Here is a 21259-nt window from a genome sequence, read left to right as displayed (position 1 = left end):
TGGAACCGGCCTCACCCAGCCGGCGTCAGCCGCTCACGATGGCGGACGAGCGCTTCACGCACCAGCACGTGCATCTCGGCGGAGACCGGCGTGTCGGCCAATGCGAGGATCTCGGCGCGCATGCGTGGATCCCAGAACTTGTGCAGATGCGCGGCGACTTCATCCAGCGCTTCGTCGCGATCAGGTAACGATTCAAAGAAGTCCGCGATGCGATTGGCCATGCGCACGAGGTTATTACCGTCCATCAGGAAGCTCCTGCTCGTTTGTTGGCGTCAGGCGCTGGCGTCGAGCGCCGCCCCGCCGGTGTAGATCACGCACTGCTCCCCGCGCACGAAGCCGACCAGCGTCACGCCCGCCGACGCTGCCGTTTGCACCGCGAGGGCCGTCGCCGCCGAAACGGCCGCGACCATCGGAATGCCGACCTGCGCGGCCTTTTGCACGATTTCGACGCTCGCACGACTCGTCATCAGCACAAAGCCACGATCGAACGGCTGTTCGCTGCGCGCGAGCGCGCCGATCAGCTTGTCGAGCGCGTTGTGCCGGCCGACGTCTTCACGCAAGCAAAGTATCTCGCCCTGCGGCGAGCACCAGGCCGCGCCGTGCACGGCGCCCGTCACGCCGTTCAGCGGCTGATGGCGCGCCAGCCCGGCATACGCGGCGGCCAGCGCCGCGTGCGACACACGCAGCGGCGCACCGGCGGCCGGCAACGGCCGCAGAACCTGATCGAGACTTTCCGTGCCGCACAGTCCGCAGCCGGTGCGTCCCGTGAGATTGCGGCGCCGTTCCTTGAGTCCGGCAAACGCGCGCGACGAGACGTCGAGATGCGCCGTCACGCCCTGTGTCGTTGCCGTCACGTCAATGCCGTAGCACTCGCGCCGGTCGTTGAGAATGCCCTCGGACAACGCGAACCCCAAGGCAAAGTCGTCGACGTCTGCAGGCGTGGCGAGCATCACCACGTGGGAGATGCCATTGAACTCCAGCGCTACGGGCACTTCTTCGGCCAGTTCGTCGCTCGCCGACTGCCACGTCCCATGACGGAAGCGCCGCACGACAACCGTCGCACTCGGCGCGAGACTGTCCGGGTCGAGCACGGCGGGCGCCGCGTCGCACACCGGCGCGACACGTCCGCCAACCGTCTCGTCGATCACGTCGGCATCGCCCGGCCCCGCACGCTCGCCCTGCGGTTCGCCTGCAGGCTGCCGGTTGTCCCGGTCACCTAATGGGTTGAACATCGTCAAACGCTGACTCCACGTCAATTCACCGAACGCGCCCTACTTCGCCGGCACCGGCTCGGAGGGCACATGGGCCGCATCGAGCAGCGCGAGCTGCGTGCGGTTGAAGGTTGAGTATTCCGACTGCCATGCGGAGGGCTGTACCACCGGCAGCACTTGCACGGCCGTCACCTTGTACTCGGGACAGTTGGTCGCCCAGTCCGAGTTGTCGGTCGTGATGACGTTTGCGCCCGACTCCGGGAAATGGAAGGTCGTGTACACCACGCCCGGCTGCATGCGCTCGCTGATGACAGCACGCAGCACTGTTTCGCCCGCGCGGCTGCGGATGCCGACCCAATCGTTGTCCTTGATGCCGCGATCCTCCGCATCGACCGGGTGAATTTCGAGCCGGTCTTCATCGTGCCAGGCCACGTTGTGCGTGCGACGTGTCTGCGCGCCGACATTGTATTGCGAGAGAATGCGTCCCGTGGTGAGCAGCAGCGGGTAGCGCGGCGTAACCTTCTCGTCCGTCGGCACATATCGGGTGATGATGAAGCGTCCCTTGCCGCGCACGAACGCATGCACGTGCATGATCGGCGTGCCGTCGGGCGCCTCGTCGTTACACGGCCATTGCAGACTGCCGGCTTCATCGAGACGCGCGTAGCTCACGCCGCTGAACGTCGGGGTCAATCGGGCGATCTCGTCCATGATCTGCGACGGATGTGTATAAGGCATGTCGTACCCCAGTCGCTTCGCCAGCGCGATCGTCACCTCCCAGTCCGCCATGCCCGGCAGCGGCGCCATCACCCGACGCACACGTGAGATGCGCCGCTCCGCATTCGTGAATGTGCCGTCCTTTTCGAGGAACGTCGTGCCCGGCAGCAGCACATGCGCGTACTTGGCCGTTTCGTTCAGGAAGATATCCTGCACGACGAGGCACTCCATCGCCTCCATCGCCGCCGCCACGTGCTGCGTGTTCGGGTCGGACTGCACGATGTCCTCGCCCTGGCAGTAAAGCCCCTTGAAGCTGCCCTGCACCGCCGCGTCGAACATGTTCGGAATCCGCAGCCCCGGCTCGGCCTGCAGCGTGACGCCCCAAGCGGCCTCGAACGACTCGCGTACCAACGTATCGGAGACGTGGCGATAACCGGGCAGTTCATGGGGGAACGACCCCATGTCGCACGACCCTTGAACATTGTTCTGGCCGCGCAACGGGTTCACGCCAACGCCCTCGCGCCCGACATTCCCGGTGGCCATCGCCAGGTTGGCAATGCCCATGACCGCGGTCGACCCCTGAACGTGCTCGGTCACCCCCAGTCCGTAATAGATTGCCGCGTTGCCGCCCGTGGCGTACAAACGCGCCGCGCCGCGGATCTGCTCGGCGTCCACGCCGGTGACGACCGACACGGCTTCGGGAGAATTCTCCGGCAGCGCCACAAAGTCGCGCCATTGCGCGAAGGCCCGGTCTTCACAGCGCTCGGCGATGAAGTCCTCGGCCAGCAGCCCTTCGGTGACGATCACGTGCGCGAGGGCATTGACCATTGCCACGTTCGTTCCGGGGCGCAGCGGCAAGTGGAATGCGGCCTTCACGTGCGGCCCGTCGACGATGTCGATGCGCCGCGGATCGATCACGATCAGGTTCGCCCCCTCGCGCACACGACGCTTGAGTCGCGAGGCGAACACCGGATGCCCATCGGTCGGATTGGCGCCCATCACGAGAATCACGTCCGAGTGCTCGATCGACTTGAACGTCTGCGTGCCCGCCGACTCGCCGAGCGTCTGCTTGAGCCCGTAACCGGTCGGTGAATGACACACGCGCGCACAGGTGTCGACGTTGTTGTTACCGAACGCGGCACGCACCAGCTTCTGCACGAGATACGTCTCTTCGTTCGTGCAACGCGACGACGTGATGCCGCCAATGGCATCGCGCCCATACGTCGCCTGAATGCGCCGGAACTCCGACGCCGCGTAGTCCAGCGCCTCGTCCCACGACACCTCGCGCCACGGATCGGTAATCTTGCTGCGGATCATCGGCTTGGTGATGCGCTCCTTGTGCGTGGCGTATCCCCACGCAAAGCGCCCCTTCACGCAGGCGTGGCCCTCATTCGCCCCGCCATCCTTGTACGGGGTCATGCGAACGACTTCCCCGCCCTTCATTTCCGCCTTGAACGCGCAGCCCACGCCGCAGTACGCACACGTGGTAACCACCGCGTGCTCGGGCTGCCCCATCTCGATGACGCTTTTTTCCTGCAGCGTCGCCGTCGGGCAGGCCGATACGCACGCGCCGCACGACACGCACTCCGAATCCATGAACGGCTGATCCTGCCCGGCCGAAACCCGCGCCTCGAAGCCACGGCCGGAAATCGTCAGCGCAAACGTGCCCTGCGTCTCCTCGCACGCCCGCACACAACGATTGCAGACGATGCATTTCGACGGGTCATACGTGAAATACGGATTCGACTCGTCCTTCGCGCTGTGAATATGGTTTTCGCCCTCGAAGCCGTAGCGCACCTCGCGCAGCCCCGTGACGCCCGCCATGTCCTGCAATTCGCAATCGCCGTTGGCCGCGCAGGTCAGGCAGTCGAGCGGGTGATCGGAGATGTAAAGCTCCATCACGTTGCGACGCAGATCCTGCAGCGCCGGCGACTGCGTGCGTACCTTCATGCCCGGCTCGACGGGTGTCGTACACGAGGCGGGAAATCCGCGCCGCCCCTCGATCTCGACCAGACACAAGCGGCAAGACCCGAACGGTTCGAGCGAATCCGTCGCACAGAGCTTGGGGATGTTGACGTCGCGGCCCGCCGCCGCCCGCATGATCGACGTGCCGGCCGGCACGGTTACGCGCTCGCCGTCGATTTCGAGGGTAATGCCGACATCGCTCTCACGCAGCGGCGTGCCCATGTCCAGGTCGTGGCCCGGGGTCACTGAGGTGCTCGGATGAATCATGTGTTCTCCTCCCTGTCTGACGCATGCGCGTCAGGCGGCTTCGGCGCGCCCGGCGCCATCGGGCAGACCGAAGTCTGCCGGGAAATGTTCGAGCGCCGAGCGCACCGGGAACGGCGTCATGCCGCCCATCGCGCACAGCGACCCCGCCACCATCGTGTCGCACAGATCACGCAGCAGTGTTACCTGACGCACGGAGGTGTCTCCGCGTCGGATCTGGTCGATCACCTCGACTCCGCGCGTCGCACCAATGCGGCACGGCGTACATTTGCCGCACGATTCGTGTGCACAGAACTGCATCGCGTAGCTCGCCAACGCCGCGAGGTCGGCCGTGTCGTCGTGGACGACCACCCCGCCGTGACCGACGACCGCGCCGAGCGAGGCATACGCCTCGTAATCCATCGGCACGTCCCACTGCGCGCTTGGCAGATACGCCCCGAGCGGGCCCCCGACCTGAATGGCCTTGGCAGGGCGCCCGCTGGCTGTCCCGCCGCCGAACTCGTCGAGCAGTGTGCGCAGCGTCACGCCGAACGCCAGCTCCACCAGTCCGCCGCGACGCACGTTGCCCGCGAGTTGCACCGCCAGTGTGCCTTGCGAGCGGCCCATGCCGAACTCGCGATAGGCGTCGGCGCCATGCGCGAAGATGAACGGCACGCTCGCGAGGGTAACGACGTTGTTGACGAGTGTCGGCTGCCCGAAGAGTCCGGCCACCGCTGGAATCGGCGGTTTCGCCCGGACCACGCCGCGCTTGCCTTCCAGGCTTTCGAGCAACGCCGTTTCCTCGCCGCAGATATAAGCGCCCGCCGCCTTGGCGACGCGCAACTCGCAAGCGCGTCCCGAGCCCAGCACGTCCGGGCCGAGCCAGCCTTCCCGGCGCGCGACGGCAATTGCCGACTCGAGTGCCGCAATGGCATGCGGATACTCGCTGCGCACGTAGATGATGCCCTCGCTCGCCCCCACGCAGAGCGCTGCGATGGCCATCCCTTCGATGAGAACGAACGGATCGCTCTCCATGATGAGCCGATCGGCAAATGTGCCCGAGTCGCCTTCGTCGGCATTGCAGACGACGTATTTGGTTGCCGCCTGGGCGCGGCTGACGGTTTGCCACTTGATGCCCGCCGGAAACGCCGCGCCGCCGCGTCCACGCAGGCCCGAGTCGAGCACGGTCTGGCACCCTGCGGCCGCGTCGAGCGCCAGGCATGCGCGCAGTCCGACCAGGCCACCGTGCGCTTCATAGTCCACCGGGTTGAGCGGGTCGGTCACGCCAATGCGCGCGAACGTCAGGCGCTGTTGCCGCGCCAGATACGGAATCGCATCGACCCGACCGACGCAGGCAGGCATTGGGGCGTCCCAACTCCCGTCGGGATTGTCCGCGGGAACCTCGCGCTCGGCGTCCTGAGCAGCACATGCGGGCCAGCCGCTATCGAACAAGGCGGCGACCTGAGCGGCCTGCACGTTGCTGTACCCGATGCGCCCGGCGGGGGTCTCCACTTCGACGAGGGGTTCGAGCCAAAACAGCCCACGAGAGCCATTGCGCACGATATCGACGGCAATGCCTCGCTGGGTGGCTTCCGTTGCCACAGCGGCGGCGACCCGGTCCGCGCCCAAGGCGAGCGCAGCGGAGTCGCGCGGGATATACACGCGGTACGGACCGCGCTTCGAAGACTCAGACATGGTCACCTGCCTTGCGCGCCGGCAGCAGCGCATCGAAGCGCGCCGGACTCACGCGCGCGTGCAGTTCGCCGTTGATCATCACGGCCGGGGACAACGCACATTGCCCGAGGCAATACACCGATTCGACGCCGACGCCGCGACACGGCGCGCCGTCCACGGGTGCGCCGGTAGACGCCTCGATATGGGCCACGAGCGCTTCGCCACCCCGACTGCGACAGGCCTCCGCGCGGCAGACCTGCACCACGATCGGGGGCGGCGGCGCGCTGCGGAAGTGATGATAGAAGGTAATAACGCCATGCACTTCGGCGCGAGAAAGATCCAGCGCGGCGGCGATCGCCGGCACATGGGCGGGGTCGACGTAACCGTCGCTGTCCTGCAGGGCATGCAACAGCGGCAACAACTCGTGCGCACGGCCGGCGTGGCGAGCCAGCAGCGGCGCGAGCGTCGCGTGAGGGGTGGACACCATCTCGTATGTCTCCTGGGGCGAAACGGCGCCTCATATGTTCTACGTTGCATATGATGGCGGCGCGTTTCTGGGGGCTCGACAGTTAGGACATTAGTCCAAACGTCCCCTCCCAACAAGCCTCGTGGAAACACCGATAGCTTGCGTTGCTCGCTTTTCCCACGCTCGCTGCACAGCAGCATGCCAAAGCCGCATAAACCGCGCCGGCTGGCCGTTCGACGCGACCGATGCTCGGGCGCAACATATGCATATCATTGCATATTATTTTTCAACCCAACGAGGGAAACGCCTCAGACAGCGGGGCGATGCTACCGGTCGCCGCCTCGCTGTAGCCGGGGATGGCATGCACCGCCTGCCGATACGCGTCGCTTTGCAGAATTTCCAGCAGCGCCCGCAAATGCGCGGACTCGCTGCCGGTCTCGGGAAACATCAGGCAATAGCGCTCCGTCAGGATTGGCAGGAAATCGAGCCCGAACTGGCTTGCCGCTGCCTCGATGGCGAGACCCGCGTCGGCGCGTCCGCTGGCGATGTACGCCGCCACGGCGGCGTGCGTAAACTCGATGTTCTCCGCTCCCGCAATGGCAGCCGGATCGATCCCCTCACGCGCGAGCAGCAGATCGAAGATGATTCGGGTGCCGGATCCGCGCTCCCGGTTCGCGAAGCGCGCCCCCGTGCGCGGCAGGTCGGCCAGCGTATGAATGCCGAGCGGATTGCCGCGTGCAACGAGCAACCCGAGACGGCGCGAAGCGACGTCGGCCACCCGATACGACTTGCCCTTGAGCAAGGGCCCATAGTGATCGAGCACCGGTTCTGCAAGCGCGCCGATCGGCACGTGAAAACTCGCGACCTCGCACTCGTGCTTCGCGAGCGCGGCAATCGCTTCGATGCTGCCGCGATAGCTCACTTCGATGGGCAGGCCCGCGCGCCCCGCGAAATCGACCAGCGCCGCGATCGCCAGCCCATGACTGGCAAACAGCCGCAGTTGGTCGCTGTCCTGCAACAGCAGATCGTCAAGCTCGGTCTGCAACTCCGACGCCATCGTCTCCAGCAGGGGGCCGAGCCTAGCCTGCAGGCGCTTTTGCCCCCACAGCAGCCGCTGAGCAAGCGGCGTGAGCACCGCGCCACGGCCACGCGCCATCGTCAGCAAGGGCGCCCCCATGAGCGCCTCGACTTCCTTCACGTGGCCCCACGCACCTCGATACGATTGCCCGAGCGCTTGGCTGGCCGCCTGCAGGTTGCCGTGCGCCTGCACCTCGGCGAGTAGCGACAGCACCTTGTCGAGCGGAAGATCGTTGCCGTCGTGGTGAAACCGGAGCTGCGGGGCGATCGATATCTGCTTCATTGACTCACCTTATATGCTATTAATTGCATAAATCAATTTATGCAATATCCTGATAAGATGCCTGAAAACGTCGAATTCATAGGGTTTTCCAGATCGACACTGGCACCAAAATACCGTTGCGACGTCGTTAAATTATGCATCATTTTGCCTATTTAACGTTAGCCGTTTGTCTATAGCCGAAGCATTCCCCAGATGCCGACGCGCCGCGCCACCTCTTCTCGCCAGAAAACGCACCATGCCCGCCTCGAAAATCGCCCCCTACGATCGCCCCGCCGGCGGCTGGGGAGCCCTCAAGAACGTTGCCATTCAACTTGTCACCCAAGGCATTCCGCTCAAAGGCGCCCGCACACTGCTCAGCGCAAACCAACCCAGCGGCTTCGATTGCCCGGGCTGCGCGTGGCCGGATCGCGAACACGCCTCGACGTTCGAATTCTGCGAAAACGGGGCCAAGGCGGTCGCCGCCGAAGCCACCAAGCGCCGCGTCACCCCTGACTTTTTTGCCGAGCACAGTGTGACCGACTTGCTCGCGCTGGACGATTACACGCTCGAAGGCTACGGCCGTCTCACGCACCCCATGCGCTACGACGCCACCACCGACCGCTATGCACCGATCGCCTGGACCGACGCCTTCGCGTTGATCGGCGAGCACTTGCGCGCCCTGCCCGACCCCGATCAGGCAGCGTTCTATACGTCCGGTCGCACCAGTAACGAAGCCGCGTTCCTTTATCAGCTCTTCGTGCGCCAGTACGGCACGAACAATTTTCCCGACTGCTCGAACATGTGTCACGAGCCGACGAGCGTTGGCCTGCCGCCCACGATCGGCATCGGCAAGGGCACCGTCACCCTCGACAACTTCGAACAGGCCGATACGCTGCTGCTGTTCGGCCAGAATCCGGGCACCAATCATCCGCGCATGCTCGGTGAGTTGCGCGAGGCAGCCCGGCGCGGCGCGACCATCGTGTCCGTCAATCTGCTGCACGAACGCGGATTGGAACGCTTTGCCGACCCGCAAAGTCCGGCCGAAATGCTGAGCCTCGGCGGCACCGCGATCAGCAGCCATTACGTCACGCCGGCGTGCGGCGGCGACTTTGCATTCGTGAAGGGCGTCATCAAGCGCGTGCTGGAGCGCGACGCCCTTGCGCGCGCCAATGGCGAATCCGCGCTGCTCGACGATGCCTTCATCGCGGAACACACACACGGTTTCGACGATTTCGCCGCCGACGTACGCAGCGAACGCTGGGACGATCTCGCGCGCGCGTCCGGTGTCTCGCAAGCCCAGATGTGCCAGATTGCCGACGTCTATCTGCGCGGCGAGCGCGTCATTGCGACGTGGGGCATGGGCATTACGCAGCACAAGCACGCCGTCGCGACCATTCAGATGATCGTCAACCTGATGCTCCTGCGCGGCAACATCGGACGCCCGGGGGCGGGTCTGTGTCCCGTGCGCGGTCACAGCAACGTGCAGGGCGACCGTACCGTCGGCATCAACGAAAAGCCGTCGGCCGCCTTCCTTGACCGGCTTGGCCAAGCGTTCGCGTTTGCGCCGCCGCGACGCGACGGGTTGAGCGTCGTCGATACGATCTCGGCCATGCGCGACGGCCGCGTCAAGGTCTTCATCGGCATGGGCGGCAACTTCGCGATGGCCACACCCGACACGCCGCGCACCTGGGAGGGGCTTCGCCAGTGCGACCTGACTGTGCACGTGGCGACCAAGCTCAATCGCAGCCATCTCGTGCACGGGCGCGATGCACTGATCCTGCCGTGTCTGGGCCGCACCGAAATCGACATGCAGCAAGGCGCGGTGCAGGGCGTCACGGTGGAAGACTCGATGAGCATGGTGCACCTGTCGTATGGCATCAACGCCCCGGCGTCCGAGCATCTGCGTTCCGAACCGACCATTGTCGCGGGCATCGCGCAGGCAACGATGGGCCGCGCGCTCGGCGGTGTCGAGGATTGGCACTGGTACGTGGAGGACTACGATCGCATTCGCGACGCCATGGCCGCCACCTTTGATGACTTTGCGGACTTCAATCGCCGCGTGCGCCATCCGGGGGGCTTCCGGCTGCCCGTGCCGCCGTCAACGCGTCAGTGGCTGACCGCCAACGCGCGCGCCAACTTCACGACACACCCGCTGCCGCACGAGATGCCGATCGACGTGGCACGGCGCCAGGCGGGTGAGCGTGGCGCCGATGTGCTGCAACTCGCCACGATTCGCTCCCACGATCAATACAACACCACAATCTACGGCCTGAACGACCGATATCGTGGGGTGTTCGGACAGCGCCGCGTTGTCTTCGCCAACTCGGAAGATCTGGATGCGCGAGGCTTTCGTGCAGGCGAGCACGTTGACCTCGTGGGTGTCTGGCACGACGGCATTGCGCGTCGCGCCGATGATTTCCTGCTCGTTGCCTACGACATTCCGCGTGGCTGCATCGCGGCATACTACCCCGAGACCAACGGACTGGTGCCGCTCGACGCTATCGCCGAGGGTGCTGGGACGCCGACCTCGAAGTCGATCCCGGTGCTGCTGGAGCGCCGTCCGGCCTGATGAGGCGAGGCGGCCTGACGCGCAACGCTTGCCGCCTCACGCCTGACGCTTGGCGCTTGGCGTTTACCGTTTGCCGTTTGTCGCCCGACGCTTGCCATCTGGCGCCTGGCGCCTGACGTGTGCTCAGGCGTGGCACCCCATTTCCAGGTGCGCTATTTCGGGATTCTGACGATTCATGCTATAAATGCGAATCGTTTTTGTTACCATTCGCATAATCACCGAAAAATGTGTGACCGCTGCGTTTGCCCGGAACCGTTTTCGATCGGCCTCGACCGTCGCGTCGCCAAAGGGTGACGTCTTCGCTTGCGGGCCATATTTTCATGTGATTCCCGAGCATGTTGATTGGATTGGCTATTGCCCTGGCATGGCTGGCAGGCGGCGCCTGCTATCTCACCTCTGAGCACCAGCGTGTGCGCGCACGACGTTTGGCTGCGCAGCCCGCCCGGTCACTCTCGCTGTTGGCCGCCATTGCCAGCCTGGGTTGCTGGTGGCTGGCGGCCGGCCCTTCGGCCGGCATCGCTGCGGCGTTCATGTCGCTGTGTTTCGGCCAGCTTTTCTGGCCGTATGCAGTGGGCGGCTGGCGCTCTTTGCGCGGAGACGCTCATGTGGAGTAGAACCTTCGCGGGCCTGGTGCTCGGCGGCTTCGCGGCGATGGCGCTGTGCGGCACTATCGCCCATCTGACGCCGGTCGGTTGGCAAACGGCGGTGATTCCCGTCATCGCCCTCTTCCCGCTCCTGTGGCTTGGCCTGTGTGCCGTCGCCTACGCGAGCCGCACCGCCAAACACGCGTGGGTTGGCCTTGGCGCCACCACCGTCGTCGCCTGGGTTGCGCTGCTGTTGGCGCACGCCGTCGGGTAAGGATTGTTCAATGCGCGCCCAAACCCTTCGCCAATATCTGAGTGTCCACACGTGGGCCGGCATCGTCGCCGGTTTCGCGCTGTTCATCGCCATGCTCGGCGGCGCCCTGACCGTCTTCCATCATGAGATCGAACGCTGGGAGCAGCCCGCCACGCGTCATGCACCGCTCTCGCTCGCGCAAACGGAACAGCTCGCCGAGCGGGTTCGCATGCAATTCCCGGCCGCGCGCGAGCAGATGGGCGTGGTGTTGCCCAATCACTCGCCAACGCCCTTTGCCTACTGGCAGGAACCGAACGGCGAATGGCAACAGGCACGCTTGCCCGCTAACGCCGAGGGTACCGCGCCGTCGCTCGTGATCGGCGAGGCGCGCCCGGGCCTGTCGGGCACGATCAATGCGCTGCACTACTCGCTGTCGATCCCGACCTACGGGCTATATCTGATGGGCGTGGTGTCGCTGTTCTACGGCATGGCGTTGATCTCGGGCGTGATCGTGCATCTGCCGCGCGTCACGCGAGACCTCTTTGCGTTGCGCCCGGGACGCAACGTCAAGCGCTTCTGGCAGGACGCGCATAACGCCATCGGCGTGCTGAGTCTGCCGTTTCATATTGTCTTCGCGCTGACAGGGGCGCTGCTGTGCCTCCTCCTGCCGCTGATGATGGCGTTCAACGTCGTGACGTTCGATAACAAGCTGCTGTCGCAAATTCCGCAGATAACGGGCGCAGTGCCGGCAACGATCGCACCGGTCGACGGCAAGCCGCTTGGTCTCACGGCCCTGCTCGCCCGCGCCGAGCACGCGGCGCCCGGCATGGAAGCGACCGCCGTGGCGTGGACCCGCTACGGCAAGCCGGACGCGGTGGCCGAAGTCTACGGCGAGGCCAGCGACTCGCTGGGAGTGTTCTCGGCCGTGGCCGTGCGCCTGAACGACGGGGCGATCGTCGGTCAGCACAGCCCCGGCGTACGGGACGCCAACCACGCGATGCTCAGCATGATCTACGGCGCCCACTTCGGTAACTTCGCGGGCGATGCCATGCGCTGGGTGTACTTCGTCCTGGGCCTGATGGGTGCGGTGCTCGTCTACAGTGGCAACCTGCTCTGGCTCGAATCGCGTCGCAAGCGCAACGCAGCCGTACAACCCGCCCATCTGCGAGGGATGGCCAAGGCCACCGCCGGCGTGTTTCTCGGCACATGCCTGGGGATTGCCGCGGCCTTCGTCGGTGCGATCGTCGCCCCCGACATGACGGCGCTCTCAATCTTCATCGCCACGCTCACCGCCTCGATGCTTTTCGCCGCGCTCGCGGCGCCAGCGGTGGCAGCCACGGGACTACTTGCAGCGACGGCGCTCGTCTGCCTCATTATCCCGGCCGCCGACGCCGTGCTCACGCCGGACAATCTCGTGCGCTCGATGGCTGCGGGCGATTGGGTGCTGGCCGGCGTTGACCTCGTCGCGATCGTCTTCGCGGGCGGCTTTGCACTGTTCGCGTGCGCGACCTGGAAACGCGCCTGCCGCGGCGATCCCTACAGCGTGTGGGCACGACCCGCGCCGACTTCCGCTGCCCCGACCTCAGAAGCCAGCGCTGACCTGAGCGCCAAGCCCTAGCAGCGAGTCGCACGCACGGCCACGTCGACGCGCGCCTGACCGGCTGCCGGTCGATCCGAGGCGCGCCGCCTTCCAAGATGAGTCAGGCCCCAGCCGGGTCCGGCTGGCGGCTTGCGTAGCGCGATTGCCCCCACATTGGATCGCGCCATTCATCGCCCGTCGGAACGTCGCCTCGTCTCAACAGACGTCCACACAATCATTCCGCCAGCGCTCGTTGCTCACGCCATCGGCGCGTGTCCCGTCTCCAGCCAACGAAAGCGCATTTCACATTGCGGAATTCCCTCGAAATTTCGCTCGCCTCATTTTTCCGTCACCCGAAAACGTGTTTCGAATTGCGAAATATTGAACATATGTCATTGAAAAATAAGCATAAATTAACTCTTATGTCTTATATAAGACTTGACCCAATCGCGCCAAACGGCGGTACCATTTCGTCATGCAGTTCGCTTCGACATACGGGGGCGACACGCTGAACCCTTTATTCAAACGCGCTTTGCTCTCAGGAGAGGCACATGACCCAATATCAAGACGACATCACCGCTGTGGCTGGTTTGAAGCAGAAACAAGGCAGCGCCTGGGATGCCATCAATCCCGAATATGCCGCACGCATGCGTGCCCAGAACCGATTCAAAACGGGTCTGGACATTGCCAAGTACACGGCCAAGATCATGCGCGCCGACATGGCCGCCTACGATGCGGACCCGTCCAAGTACACCCAGTCGCTGGGTTGCTGGCACGGCTTCATCGGCCAGCAGAAGATGATCTCCATCAAGAAGCACTTCAACACCACCGACCGCAGCTACCTTTATCTGTCGGGTTGGATGGTTGCAGCACTGCGCTCGGAGTTCGGACCGCTGCCGGACCAGTCGATGCACGAAAAAACCTCCGTCACCGCGTTGATCCGCGAGCTGTACACGTTCCTGCGCCAAGCGGACGCCCGCGAACTCGGCGGCCTGTTCCGCCAACTGGACGCGGCCGACGGGGCTGCCAAGGCCGCCATCCAGGAGAAAATCGACAACCACGTCACCCACGTCGTGCCGATCATCGCCGACATCGACGCGGGTTTCGGTAACGCGGAAGCCACCTACCTGCTGGCCAAGCAGTTCATCGAAGCCGGCGCATGCTGCATTCAGATCGAGAATCAGGTGTCCGACGAGAAGCAATGCGGTCACCAGGATGGCAAAGTCACCGTGCCGCACGAAGACTTCCTCGCCAAGATTCGCGCGATTCGCTACGCCTTCCTGGAACTGGGCGTGGACGACGGCATTATTGTGTCCCGTACCGACTCGCTGGGCGCCGGCCTGACCAAGCAGATCGCCGTGACCCACACGCCGGGCGACTTGGGCGACCAATACAATTCCTTCCTTGATTGCGACGAAATTTCGGCGGATGCCCTCGGCAATGGCGACGTCGTCATCAAGCGCGACGGCAAGCTGCTGCGTCCCAAGCGCCTGCCCAGCAACCTGTTCCAGTTCCGCACTGGCACGGGCGAAGCGCGCTGCGTGCTGGATTCCATCACCGCACTGCAAAACGGCGCCGACCTGCTGTGGATCGAAACCGAAAAGCCGCATATCGCCCAGATCGCCGGCATGGTCAGCGAGATTCGCAAAGTGATCCCGAACGCCAAGCTGGTGTACAACAACAGCCCGTCGTTCAACTGGACCTTGAACTTCCGCCAGCAGACGTATGACGCGATGAAGGCGGCCGGCAAGGATGTCTCAGCCTACGAGCGCGGCCAGTTGATGAGCGAGGAATACGATGACACCGAATTGGCGGCCGTCGCCGACGAAAAAATTCGCACGTTCCAGGCCGATGCGGCGCGCGAAGCCGGTGTCTTCCACCACCTGATCACACTGCCGACGTACCACACCGCCGCACTCTCGACCGACAACCTGGCCAAGGAATACTTCGGCGATCAGGGCATGCTCGGCTATGTGGCCGGCGTGCAGCGCAAGGAAATTCGCCAGGGCATCGCCTGCGTGAAGCACCAGAATATGTCCGGCTCGGACATCGGCGACGACCACAAGGAGTATTTCAGCGGCGCAGCGGCCCTCAAGGCAGCGGGGAAAGACAACACCATGAACCAGTTCTAACCGGTTCCGATGACAAAAAAAACCGCTCGATTGAGCGGTTTTTTTTCGTCCCAAGGAAGCAAGCGCTGCCTTGAGCATAGGGGCCGACGGACTTAGCCGACGAACGCACGCTCGACGAGGTAGTGCCCCGGGGCGTGGTTGTGGCCTTCCACGAAGCCACGCTTCTCCAGCAGCTCGCGGGTGTCCTTGAGCATAGCCGGGCTGCCGCACAACATGATGCGGTCGTTTTCCGGCGAAAATTCCGGCAAACCGATGTCGGCGAACATCTTGCCCGACTCAACCAGCTCCGTGATACGGCCCTGGTTTTCGAACTCTTCGCGCGTCACCGTCGGATAATAGATCAGCTTGTCGCGCACGTATTCACCGAGATACTCGTGCGCCGGCAGATGCTGGGTAATGAGATCGCGATACGCCAATTCGCTGGTGAAGCGGCAGCCGTGAACCAGAATGATGTGCTCGTAGCGATCGTAGACTTCCGGATCGCGGATGATACTCATGAACGGCGCGAGGCCCGTGCCCGTCGAAAGCAGGTACAGATGCTTGCCCGGCAACAGGTTGTCGTCGATGAGCGTACCGGTCGGCTTGCGTCCAACGATGACCTTGTCGCCCGGCTTCAAGTGCTGCAGACGCGAGGTCAGCGGACCGTCCTGCACCTTGATGCTCAGGAACTCAAGCTCTTCCTCGTAATTCGCGCTCGCCATGCTGTAGGCGCGCAGCAGCGGTTTGCCTTCCACTTCCAGCCCGATCATCGTGAACTGGCCATTGACGTAACGGAACGAAGCGTCGCGAGTGGTCTTGAAGCTGAACAACGTATCAGTCCAGTGGTGGACTTCCAGCACGGTCTGTTGATTCTGAGTACTCATATTGGCTTGACGTATGACGACGGGCGGGGCGCGGCACATCGACGGAACTAATGCCCGAATCGCCTGACATGCGAATGCGCGAGCCGTCCTTGATGGCCCCGATGCCCGGACCCCAGGCGCGCCTAGCAGACGCACTTCCGGTTTTGGGTGGGAAAACCCCATTATTTTACCTCAAACGGGAATTGCTTTCATTTGTCCCCATCGGACCGCAAGGGTTTTGGCGGAATCGTGCGCCAACGCAGCGCGTCGACTCGACCGAACACGCGCGAAGTCCTTCGTATTCCGACCGATGTGACGCATCGAGCCGCTCGCAGGGCAAGTTGACGCCAACCAAAAGTCGCGCCAGTACGCAAGCCCCCATCGGCTAGGGAAACCCCCAAAGCCCGCCCAGCAAGGGATTGCGCCGGTGCATGACCGGAGATGCCCGTAGTTACCGTGTTTTTGTCATCATGAACGAGAAAGTACGCGGCATCGCACAACAAAATCGCCGCAAACCGTTGTCAGCACTGGCCCACAGCCCGCCGATGGCTCTATAATGCGGCTGCCCGGCCAGTGTCGGCGCCCTCTCGAGGCGTGACGGGATGGATCTTAGGATCGCGTTTGCGTGACGTGTCGCGATGGCGACTTTCTGGCATGTGCCGCGTGCCTTATGGCGCGGATACAACACCGACACTCGCCAAATGGCGAAAGTGTTAGAGTTGTCGCCGGTATTCACCACCTCTCAAGGGAAACACACATGAACAAACAGGAACTGATCGACGCCGTCGCCGGTGTTACGGGTGCTAGCAAGGCTCAAACTGGCGAAACCCTCGACACTCTGCTCGAGACCATCAAGAAGGCCGTCGCCAAGGGTGACGCGGTCCAGTTGATCGGCTTCGGCTCGTTCGGTTCGGGCAAGCGCGCCGCACGTACCGGCCGCAACCCGAAGACCGGCGAAGCGATCAAGATCCCGGCCGCCAAGACCGTGAAGTTCACGGCTGGCAAGGCGTTCAAGGACGCTGTGAACAAGAAGTAAAACCAGTTGCGCGCAGGCCGGCCTTCGGGCCGGCCTATCTTTTTTGCTCGCATGGCCGCGCCGCGGTGTGCAGCAATGGATATGCGTCACGTCATCCTCTCGCGAGGTCCACGACTGATGTGACGCTGCGTGCCTCGCGGGTGTCCTGCACACCACAGCTCGGGCACCGGGCGCCCGCGACGAGACGCTCCCAGCGTCGTCTCCTGCCCCACTCCGGCAGCGACTCTCCTGTTGTCATCCCCTGCCGTCAACACCCACCGTCCTGACGCGCGTTGCCGATGGCTTTTTGCGAATCGCCGCACCTCGCGCAGCCCCCCGCGCCACCCTGTCGCATCGGTCTTCCTTGGCGCTTGGCCCCAGGCAACTATGCTATGTTGCGTGACATGACACGCGTGACGACAGCGGCCATCGCCGCCGCCATCGAGGGACCGTCCGCTGCCGGCCAGGCCCCCACGGAGACGCGCACGGCGCTTGGCGCCGCGCGCATGCGGCGCATGTCCGCTGCACGCCTGCTCGTCACCCTCGCCGCGCAGATCCTGCAACAATGGCCATCGCTACCGAAGGCGGGCGAGGACAGCGACATCGCGTCCATCGACGCCGAGGTCGTGCACGAGTTGCGAATTGCGATACGTCGTCTGCGCGCGTTGATCGATGTCTTTTCGCCGTGGCTCAAGCCTCGCTGGCACCATCGGTTGAACGAGGAATTGCGCTGGCTGGGGCAATCGATGGGCCCTGCGCGAGATACCGATGTGTTAGCGACAACGACATTACCCGCGTTGCGCGCCGACTTTCCCGACATCGACTGGCCTGCGGTGGACAGGCACGTGGAACACCTGCGCCGCGTCGCCCGCGCACAAGTTGCCGCGGCATTGACCGGCGAGCGCCAACAGGCGTTGCATGGGTTGCTGCTCAGCGCCTTCGGGATGCGCGAGGACGGCCGATGCAAGATTCGCTCGGCCAAGGCATTGCGACGCCCCTCTCGTACGCCAGGCAAGCGGTCGCGCGCGTTGGCGAAGCATGCCCGCAACATGCTGCGCGCCCAATACATCGCGCTGTTTCCGGATTGTCGCCAGTTGGCCATGCTCGACACCGAGCAGTTGCACGCGTTGCGCGTGAAGATCAAGAAGGCCCGTTACAGCGCCGAACTGTTGGCGCCCTGGCTACGTAAATCGGTCTGCTCGCCCTACGAGAGCACACTGCATGCCGCACAGACGCTCCTTGGGCAACTCAACGATGCCGTCGTCGCGCAGCGAATGTGCGAAGCCATGCCGTTGCACGACGCGCAGCGCAGTGCCATGATCCGACGCCTCGATACGATCATCGTCAACACCACAAGCCGCGCGGCGCACGTGCTGGGCCAGTTGCCGGATGCGCACACGCTGGAGCGCGGCATGCGCGCCCACTGAGCGCTCACGCCACCTTCGTGCGCAGCAGGCGCATGCCGTTTGCAATCACCAGCAGACTGGCCCCCACATCGGCGAACACCGCCATCCACAGCGACGCCAGCCCGACCACCGCCAGCGCGAAGAACACGGCCTTGATGGCGAGCGCCACGGCAATATTCTGCTTGAGCACCGTTGCGGCACGCCTCGACAGCGCCAGGAAGGCCGGCAGCTTGTGGAGGTCATCGTCCATCAGCGTGACGTCGGCCGTCTCCAGCGCGCTGTCGGTGCCGGCCACCCCCATCGCGAAACCGACGTCGGCGGCTGCGAGCGCAGGGGCGTCGTTAATACCGTCGCCGACCATGCCCACGTACCCGTATGTCTCTCGCAAGGCCGACACCGCCTGCCATTTGTCTTCCGGCAGCATTTCGGCACGCACGTCGCTCACGCCCGCCTGCCGACCGATCACTTCCGCGGTCGCACGATTGTCCCCGGTCAGCATCATCGTGTGAACACCCATGGCAGCCAGACGCGCGATGGCGTCACGGCTTTCCGCGCGCAGCGTGTCGGCCACCGCCAACACGGCGATCGCCTGCGTTTCGCTGGCCAGCACGATGGCCGTGCGGGCTTGCGCCTCGAGACGTGCCAACGTCGCCTCTACGTGCGCATTGCACACGCCGAGCGATTCGATCAGACGATGGTTGCCGAGGTAGTAAAGGGTCTGACCGACACGCCCCTTCACGCCCATTCCCGCGAGTGCTTCGACCTCCGTGACCGACGGTAATGCGCCAAGACCCGCTCGCGTATGACCGTCGACCACGGCGCGCGCCACGGGATGGGTGGTCTGCGCGTCGAGCGCGGCGGCGAGCGTGAGTGCCTCGTCGTGTGACGTTTCGCCCAACGGCACCACGTCGGTCAGGCGCGGCTCGCCACGCGTCAGCGTGCCCGTCTTGTCGAGCGCGACCGCGCGGACCAGACGGCCGGTTTCCAGAAACGCACCGCCTTTGATCAGAATGCCTGCACGAGCAGCAGCCGTCAGGCCGCTCACGACCGTGACCGGCGTAGAAATCACGAGCGCACACGGACACGCGATGACCAGCATCACCAGCGCCTTGTAGATCCAGGGCGACCATGCCAGACCGAAGGCCAGCGGCGGCAGGAGCGCGACGAGCAACGCGCACAGCACGACAACCGGCGTGTAGATCCGCGAGAACTTGTCGACGAAACGCTGCGTCGGTGAACGTTGCTGCTGTGCGGTCTCCACGATACGCACGATGCGCGCAAGCGTCGTATCGCCCGGCGCAACGCGCGTGCGATACACGATCAAACCGCTTTCGTTGATGCTGCCCGCGTAGACCTCGTCGCCCACTGTCTTGTCGACGGGGACGCTCTCCCCAGTGATCGACGCCTGATTGAGCGCCGAACTGCCCTGCTCGATCACGCCGTCGATGGCAATGCGCTCCCCCGGCCGTGCACGCACGCGCGTGCCTACCGCAAGTGACGCCGAGGGCACATCCAACCAGGTACCGTCCGGCTGTTCGACCGACGCCCGATCGGGCGCCAGGCGCATCAGCGCTTCGACGGCGCGGCGGGCACGCGTGAGCGATGCGGCTTCGAGCTTTTCCGACAAGGCGAACAGCACGATCACCATCGCCGCTTCCGGCCATTGACCGATGCACATCGCGCCAATCACAGCGAGCGACATCAGGAAATGAATGTTCAGCGTGAGGTGACGCAGCGCGATCCAGCCTTTCTTGAGCGTTGGTAGTCCGCACGCGAGAATGGCGGCCACGACCACAGCGCCGACCCAGGGACTGTGCTCAGGCACGCCGGACCAGACCGCGATCTCGCTTGCCGCAGCCAGCAAGACGCCCGCCACCAGACGGGCAATGTCTGCCTTTCGGCTCGCGGGGGGCGGCGGTGCATTGGTGTCGCCGGCGGCCAGCGGCACCGGCGTCATGCCAAGCTTGCGCAAGGTGTCGGCGACCGCCTCCCCATGCCGGGCAACGTCGGTCGACGACGCGTTGACGTCGAAAACGATCGTCAATTCTCGCTTGAGCAGGTTGAAGTACAGCGCATCGACGCCGGGCCGATGCTCAAGCTGATCGCGGATGAGACGCTCTTCCGTCGGGCAATCCATCTGATCGATTCGGAAACGGGCCTGCGGCGCCCCCGTCGCTGGCATCGGTTCGTCCGGCGCAAAACGCGCAGCGTCTGCGCAACACGACGCATCGTCGTGCGCATGCGCGGAACTTGGGGCGCATGGGGCGACATGATCGTGTGCATGTTCGCGGTCGTGGTCGTGCGAGTGGTCGTGCGAGTGGCCGTGTTCGCTATCGTTGGCGTGCGAGGGGTCGTGCCGATGCCCGTGATCGTGACGATGACCGGAGTCATGCGTGGGGTGATCTGTCGCCGTCGAGCCGGCCAGACGGGCCGAATCCGAGGGGTGGGACATGGGAACTCCTGATTGACTGATTCGTGTTACCCTCCATTCAAAACCCTGTAGTCACTACGGAGTCAAGCATGAAAATCGGAGAACTGGCCCGCGCGGCGGGCACCGATGTCGAAACGATCCGCTATTACGAGCGGGCAGGCCTGCTGGCGGCCCCGCCGCGCACGGACGCCGGGTATCGCGCCTACGGCGACGACCATCTTGAAGCGCTGCGTTTCATCCGCCACTGCCGCTCGCTCGACATGCCGCTCGCCGATGCGAAACGACTCGGCGAACTCGCCCACGACACGAACGTGACGTGCGAAGACGCGAACCAGTTGATCGAAGCCCACCTTACTCGCGTGCATGCCCGCATTCACGAGTTGCAGGCGCTCGAACAACAGTTGCTGCACCTTCAGGCGCAATGCCATAGCCGCCACGAAACCAGCGATTGCGGCATCTTGCGTGCCCTCATGCAAGGCGCGCATGGCGAAGCCTGCGCGTGCCACAGCGAAACCGATCCGATCGAAGTCGCCTGCGACCACAATCACTCGCCCATGTGAGCGTCGCGGGCGTCGCTGTCCTGCGGCGCCCCTCTGCCGACGCCTGCGGGTATCGGCATCACCTGTCACGACAAAGTGTGCACGCCTTGACAGCACCTCGCGCGTGCTCGCCACTCGCTCGCCAACCTCGGCTCGGTTCACCCTGAACGTGGCGACGATTATGAAGAATGGCGGAATTTCCCCTGAAAACAAGGGCAAACCGACACGGTTTCTATATACAATGTCCCGCACACGAACACGCAGGTAGGAACCTATTCGTGTGAGCCGCCATCGCGC

At 64.3% G+C, this 21259-nt stretch carries 16 protein-coding genes; 8 read left to right on the top strand and 8 right to left on the bottom strand.

Going from position 1 to position 21259, the window contains the following annotated elements:
- Positions 1 to 11: 11 nt before the first annotated feature.
- From BGP02_RS11185 to BGP02_RS11160, 6 genes are all read right to left on the bottom strand, one after another.
- Positions 12 to 245, bottom strand: a complete 234-nt coding sequence (locus tag BGP02_RS11185; protein WP_017234317.1) for a formate dehydrogenase subunit delta — start codon at positions 243 to 245, stop codon at positions 12 to 14.
- A 27-nt stretch (positions 246 to 272) separates the two neighbouring features.
- On the bottom strand, positions 273 to 1238 hold the full coding sequence (gene fdhD / locus BGP02_RS11180; RefSeq protein ID WP_353744104.1) for a formate dehydrogenase accessory sulfurtransferase FdhD: 966 nt from the start codon (positions 1236 to 1238) through the stop codon (positions 273 to 275).
- 33 nt (positions 1239 to 1271) lie between these two features.
- Positions 1272 to 4157, bottom strand: coding sequence for a formate dehydrogenase subunit alpha (gene fdhF, locus BGP02_RS11175; RefSeq protein WP_017234315.1), 2886 nt, complete (start codon positions 4155 to 4157; stop codon positions 1272 to 1274).
- A gap of 30 nt (positions 4158 to 4187) precedes the next feature.
- A complete protein-coding gene (locus BGP02_RS11170; RefSeq protein ID WP_017234314.1) occupies positions 4188 to 5828 on the bottom strand; it encodes a formate dehydrogenase beta subunit in 1641 nt (546 codons plus the stop codon).
- Positions 5821 to 6294 carry an NAD(P)H-dependent oxidoreductase subunit E gene (locus BGP02_RS11165; protein ID WP_286798510.1) on the bottom strand — a complete coding sequence of 158 codons (474 nt, stop codon included), beginning with the start codon at positions 6292 to 6294 and terminating at the stop codon, positions 5821 to 5823. The genes BGP02_RS11170 and BGP02_RS11165 overlap by 8 nt, the downstream gene beginning before the upstream one ends.
- 265 nt (positions 6295 to 6559) lie before the next feature.
- Entirely contained in the window at positions 6560 to 7633 is a 1074-nt protein-coding gene (locus tag BGP02_RS11160; protein WP_286798509.1) for a substrate-binding domain-containing protein, read from the bottom strand.
- Positions 7634 to 7868: 235 nt separating this feature from the next.
- Here BGP02_RS11160 and BGP02_RS11155 point away from each other — a divergent pair, with 235 nt between their 5' ends.
- The 5 genes from BGP02_RS11155 to BGP02_RS11135 all read left to right on the top strand — a co-directional run bounded on the left by BGP02_RS11155 (position 7869) and on the right by BGP02_RS11135 (position 14729).
- On the top strand, positions 7869 to 10181 hold the full coding sequence (locus BGP02_RS11155; RefSeq protein ID WP_286798508.1) for an FdhF/YdeP family oxidoreductase: 2313 nt from the start codon (positions 7869 to 7871) through the stop codon (positions 10179 to 10181).
- 335 nt (positions 10182 to 10516) lie between these two features.
- Positions 10517 to 10795, top strand: a complete 279-nt coding sequence (locus BGP02_RS11150) for a hypothetical protein (RefSeq protein ID WP_261938666.1) — start codon at positions 10517 to 10519, stop codon at positions 10793 to 10795.
- A complete protein-coding gene (locus BGP02_RS11145) occupies positions 10785 to 11039 on the top strand; it encodes a hypothetical protein (protein ID WP_017234309.1) in 255 nt (84 codons plus the stop codon). The genes BGP02_RS11150 and BGP02_RS11145 overlap by 11 nt, the downstream gene beginning before the upstream one ends.
- A gap of 10 nt (positions 11040 to 11049) precedes the next feature.
- Complete coding sequence (locus BGP02_RS11140; protein ID WP_286798507.1) at positions 11050 to 12636, top strand: PepSY-associated TM helix domain-containing protein; 1587 nt, start codon at positions 11050 to 11052, stop codon at positions 12634 to 12636.
- Between the two features lie 512 nt (positions 12637 to 13148).
- Positions 13149 to 14729: an isocitrate lyase gene (locus BGP02_RS11135; protein WP_150563852.1), complete on the top strand. Its 1581-nt coding sequence runs from the start codon at positions 13149 to 13151 to the stop codon at positions 14727 to 14729.
- A gap of 92 nt (positions 14730 to 14821) precedes the next feature.
- Here the strand turns inward: BGP02_RS11135 and BGP02_RS11130 are convergent, their stop codons facing one another.
- The gene (locus tag BGP02_RS11130) at positions 14822 to 15592 is read right to left on the bottom strand and encodes a ferredoxin--NADP reductase (protein ID WP_026132014.1); all 771 of its coding nucleotides are present in this window, start codon (positions 15590 to 15592) and stop codon (positions 14822 to 14824) included.
- Between the two features lie 736 nt (positions 15593 to 16328).
- Here BGP02_RS11130 and BGP02_RS11125 point away from each other — a divergent pair.
- Positions 16329 to 16607, top strand: a complete 279-nt coding sequence (locus BGP02_RS11125) for an HU family DNA-binding protein (protein WP_017234305.1) — start codon at positions 16329 to 16331, stop codon at positions 16605 to 16607.
- Between the two features lie 371 nt (positions 16608 to 16978).
- Positions 16979 to 18013: a CHAD domain-containing protein gene (locus BGP02_RS11120; RefSeq protein ID WP_286798506.1), complete on the top strand. Its 1035-nt coding sequence runs from the start codon at positions 16979 to 16981 to the stop codon at positions 18011 to 18013.
- Positions 18014 to 18017: 4 nt separating this feature from the next.
- Here BGP02_RS11120 and BGP02_RS11115 read toward each other — a convergent pair whose 3' ends face one another.
- Complete coding sequence (locus tag BGP02_RS11115; protein WP_286798505.1) at positions 18018 to 20444, bottom strand: heavy metal translocating P-type ATPase; 2427 nt, start codon at positions 20442 to 20444, stop codon at positions 18018 to 18020.
- 68 nt (positions 20445 to 20512) lie between these two features.
- On the opposite strand from BGP02_RS11115, the gene BGP02_RS11110 reads away from it, so the two are divergent.
- A complete protein-coding gene (locus BGP02_RS11110; RefSeq protein ID WP_150563849.1) occupies positions 20513 to 20983 on the top strand; it encodes a Cd(II)/Pb(II)-responsive transcriptional regulator in 471 nt (156 codons plus the stop codon).
- Positions 20984 to 21259 lie beyond the last annotated feature (276 nt).

The organism is Pandoraea sp. 64-18 (genome assembly GCF_001899225.1).
GTDB lineage: Bacteria > Pseudomonadota > Gammaproteobacteria > Burkholderiales > Burkholderiaceae > Pandoraea > Pandoraea cepalis.
Note: the sequence above shows the minus strand (reverse complement) of the source record. Positions and strands in the feature narration are given on the sequence as shown.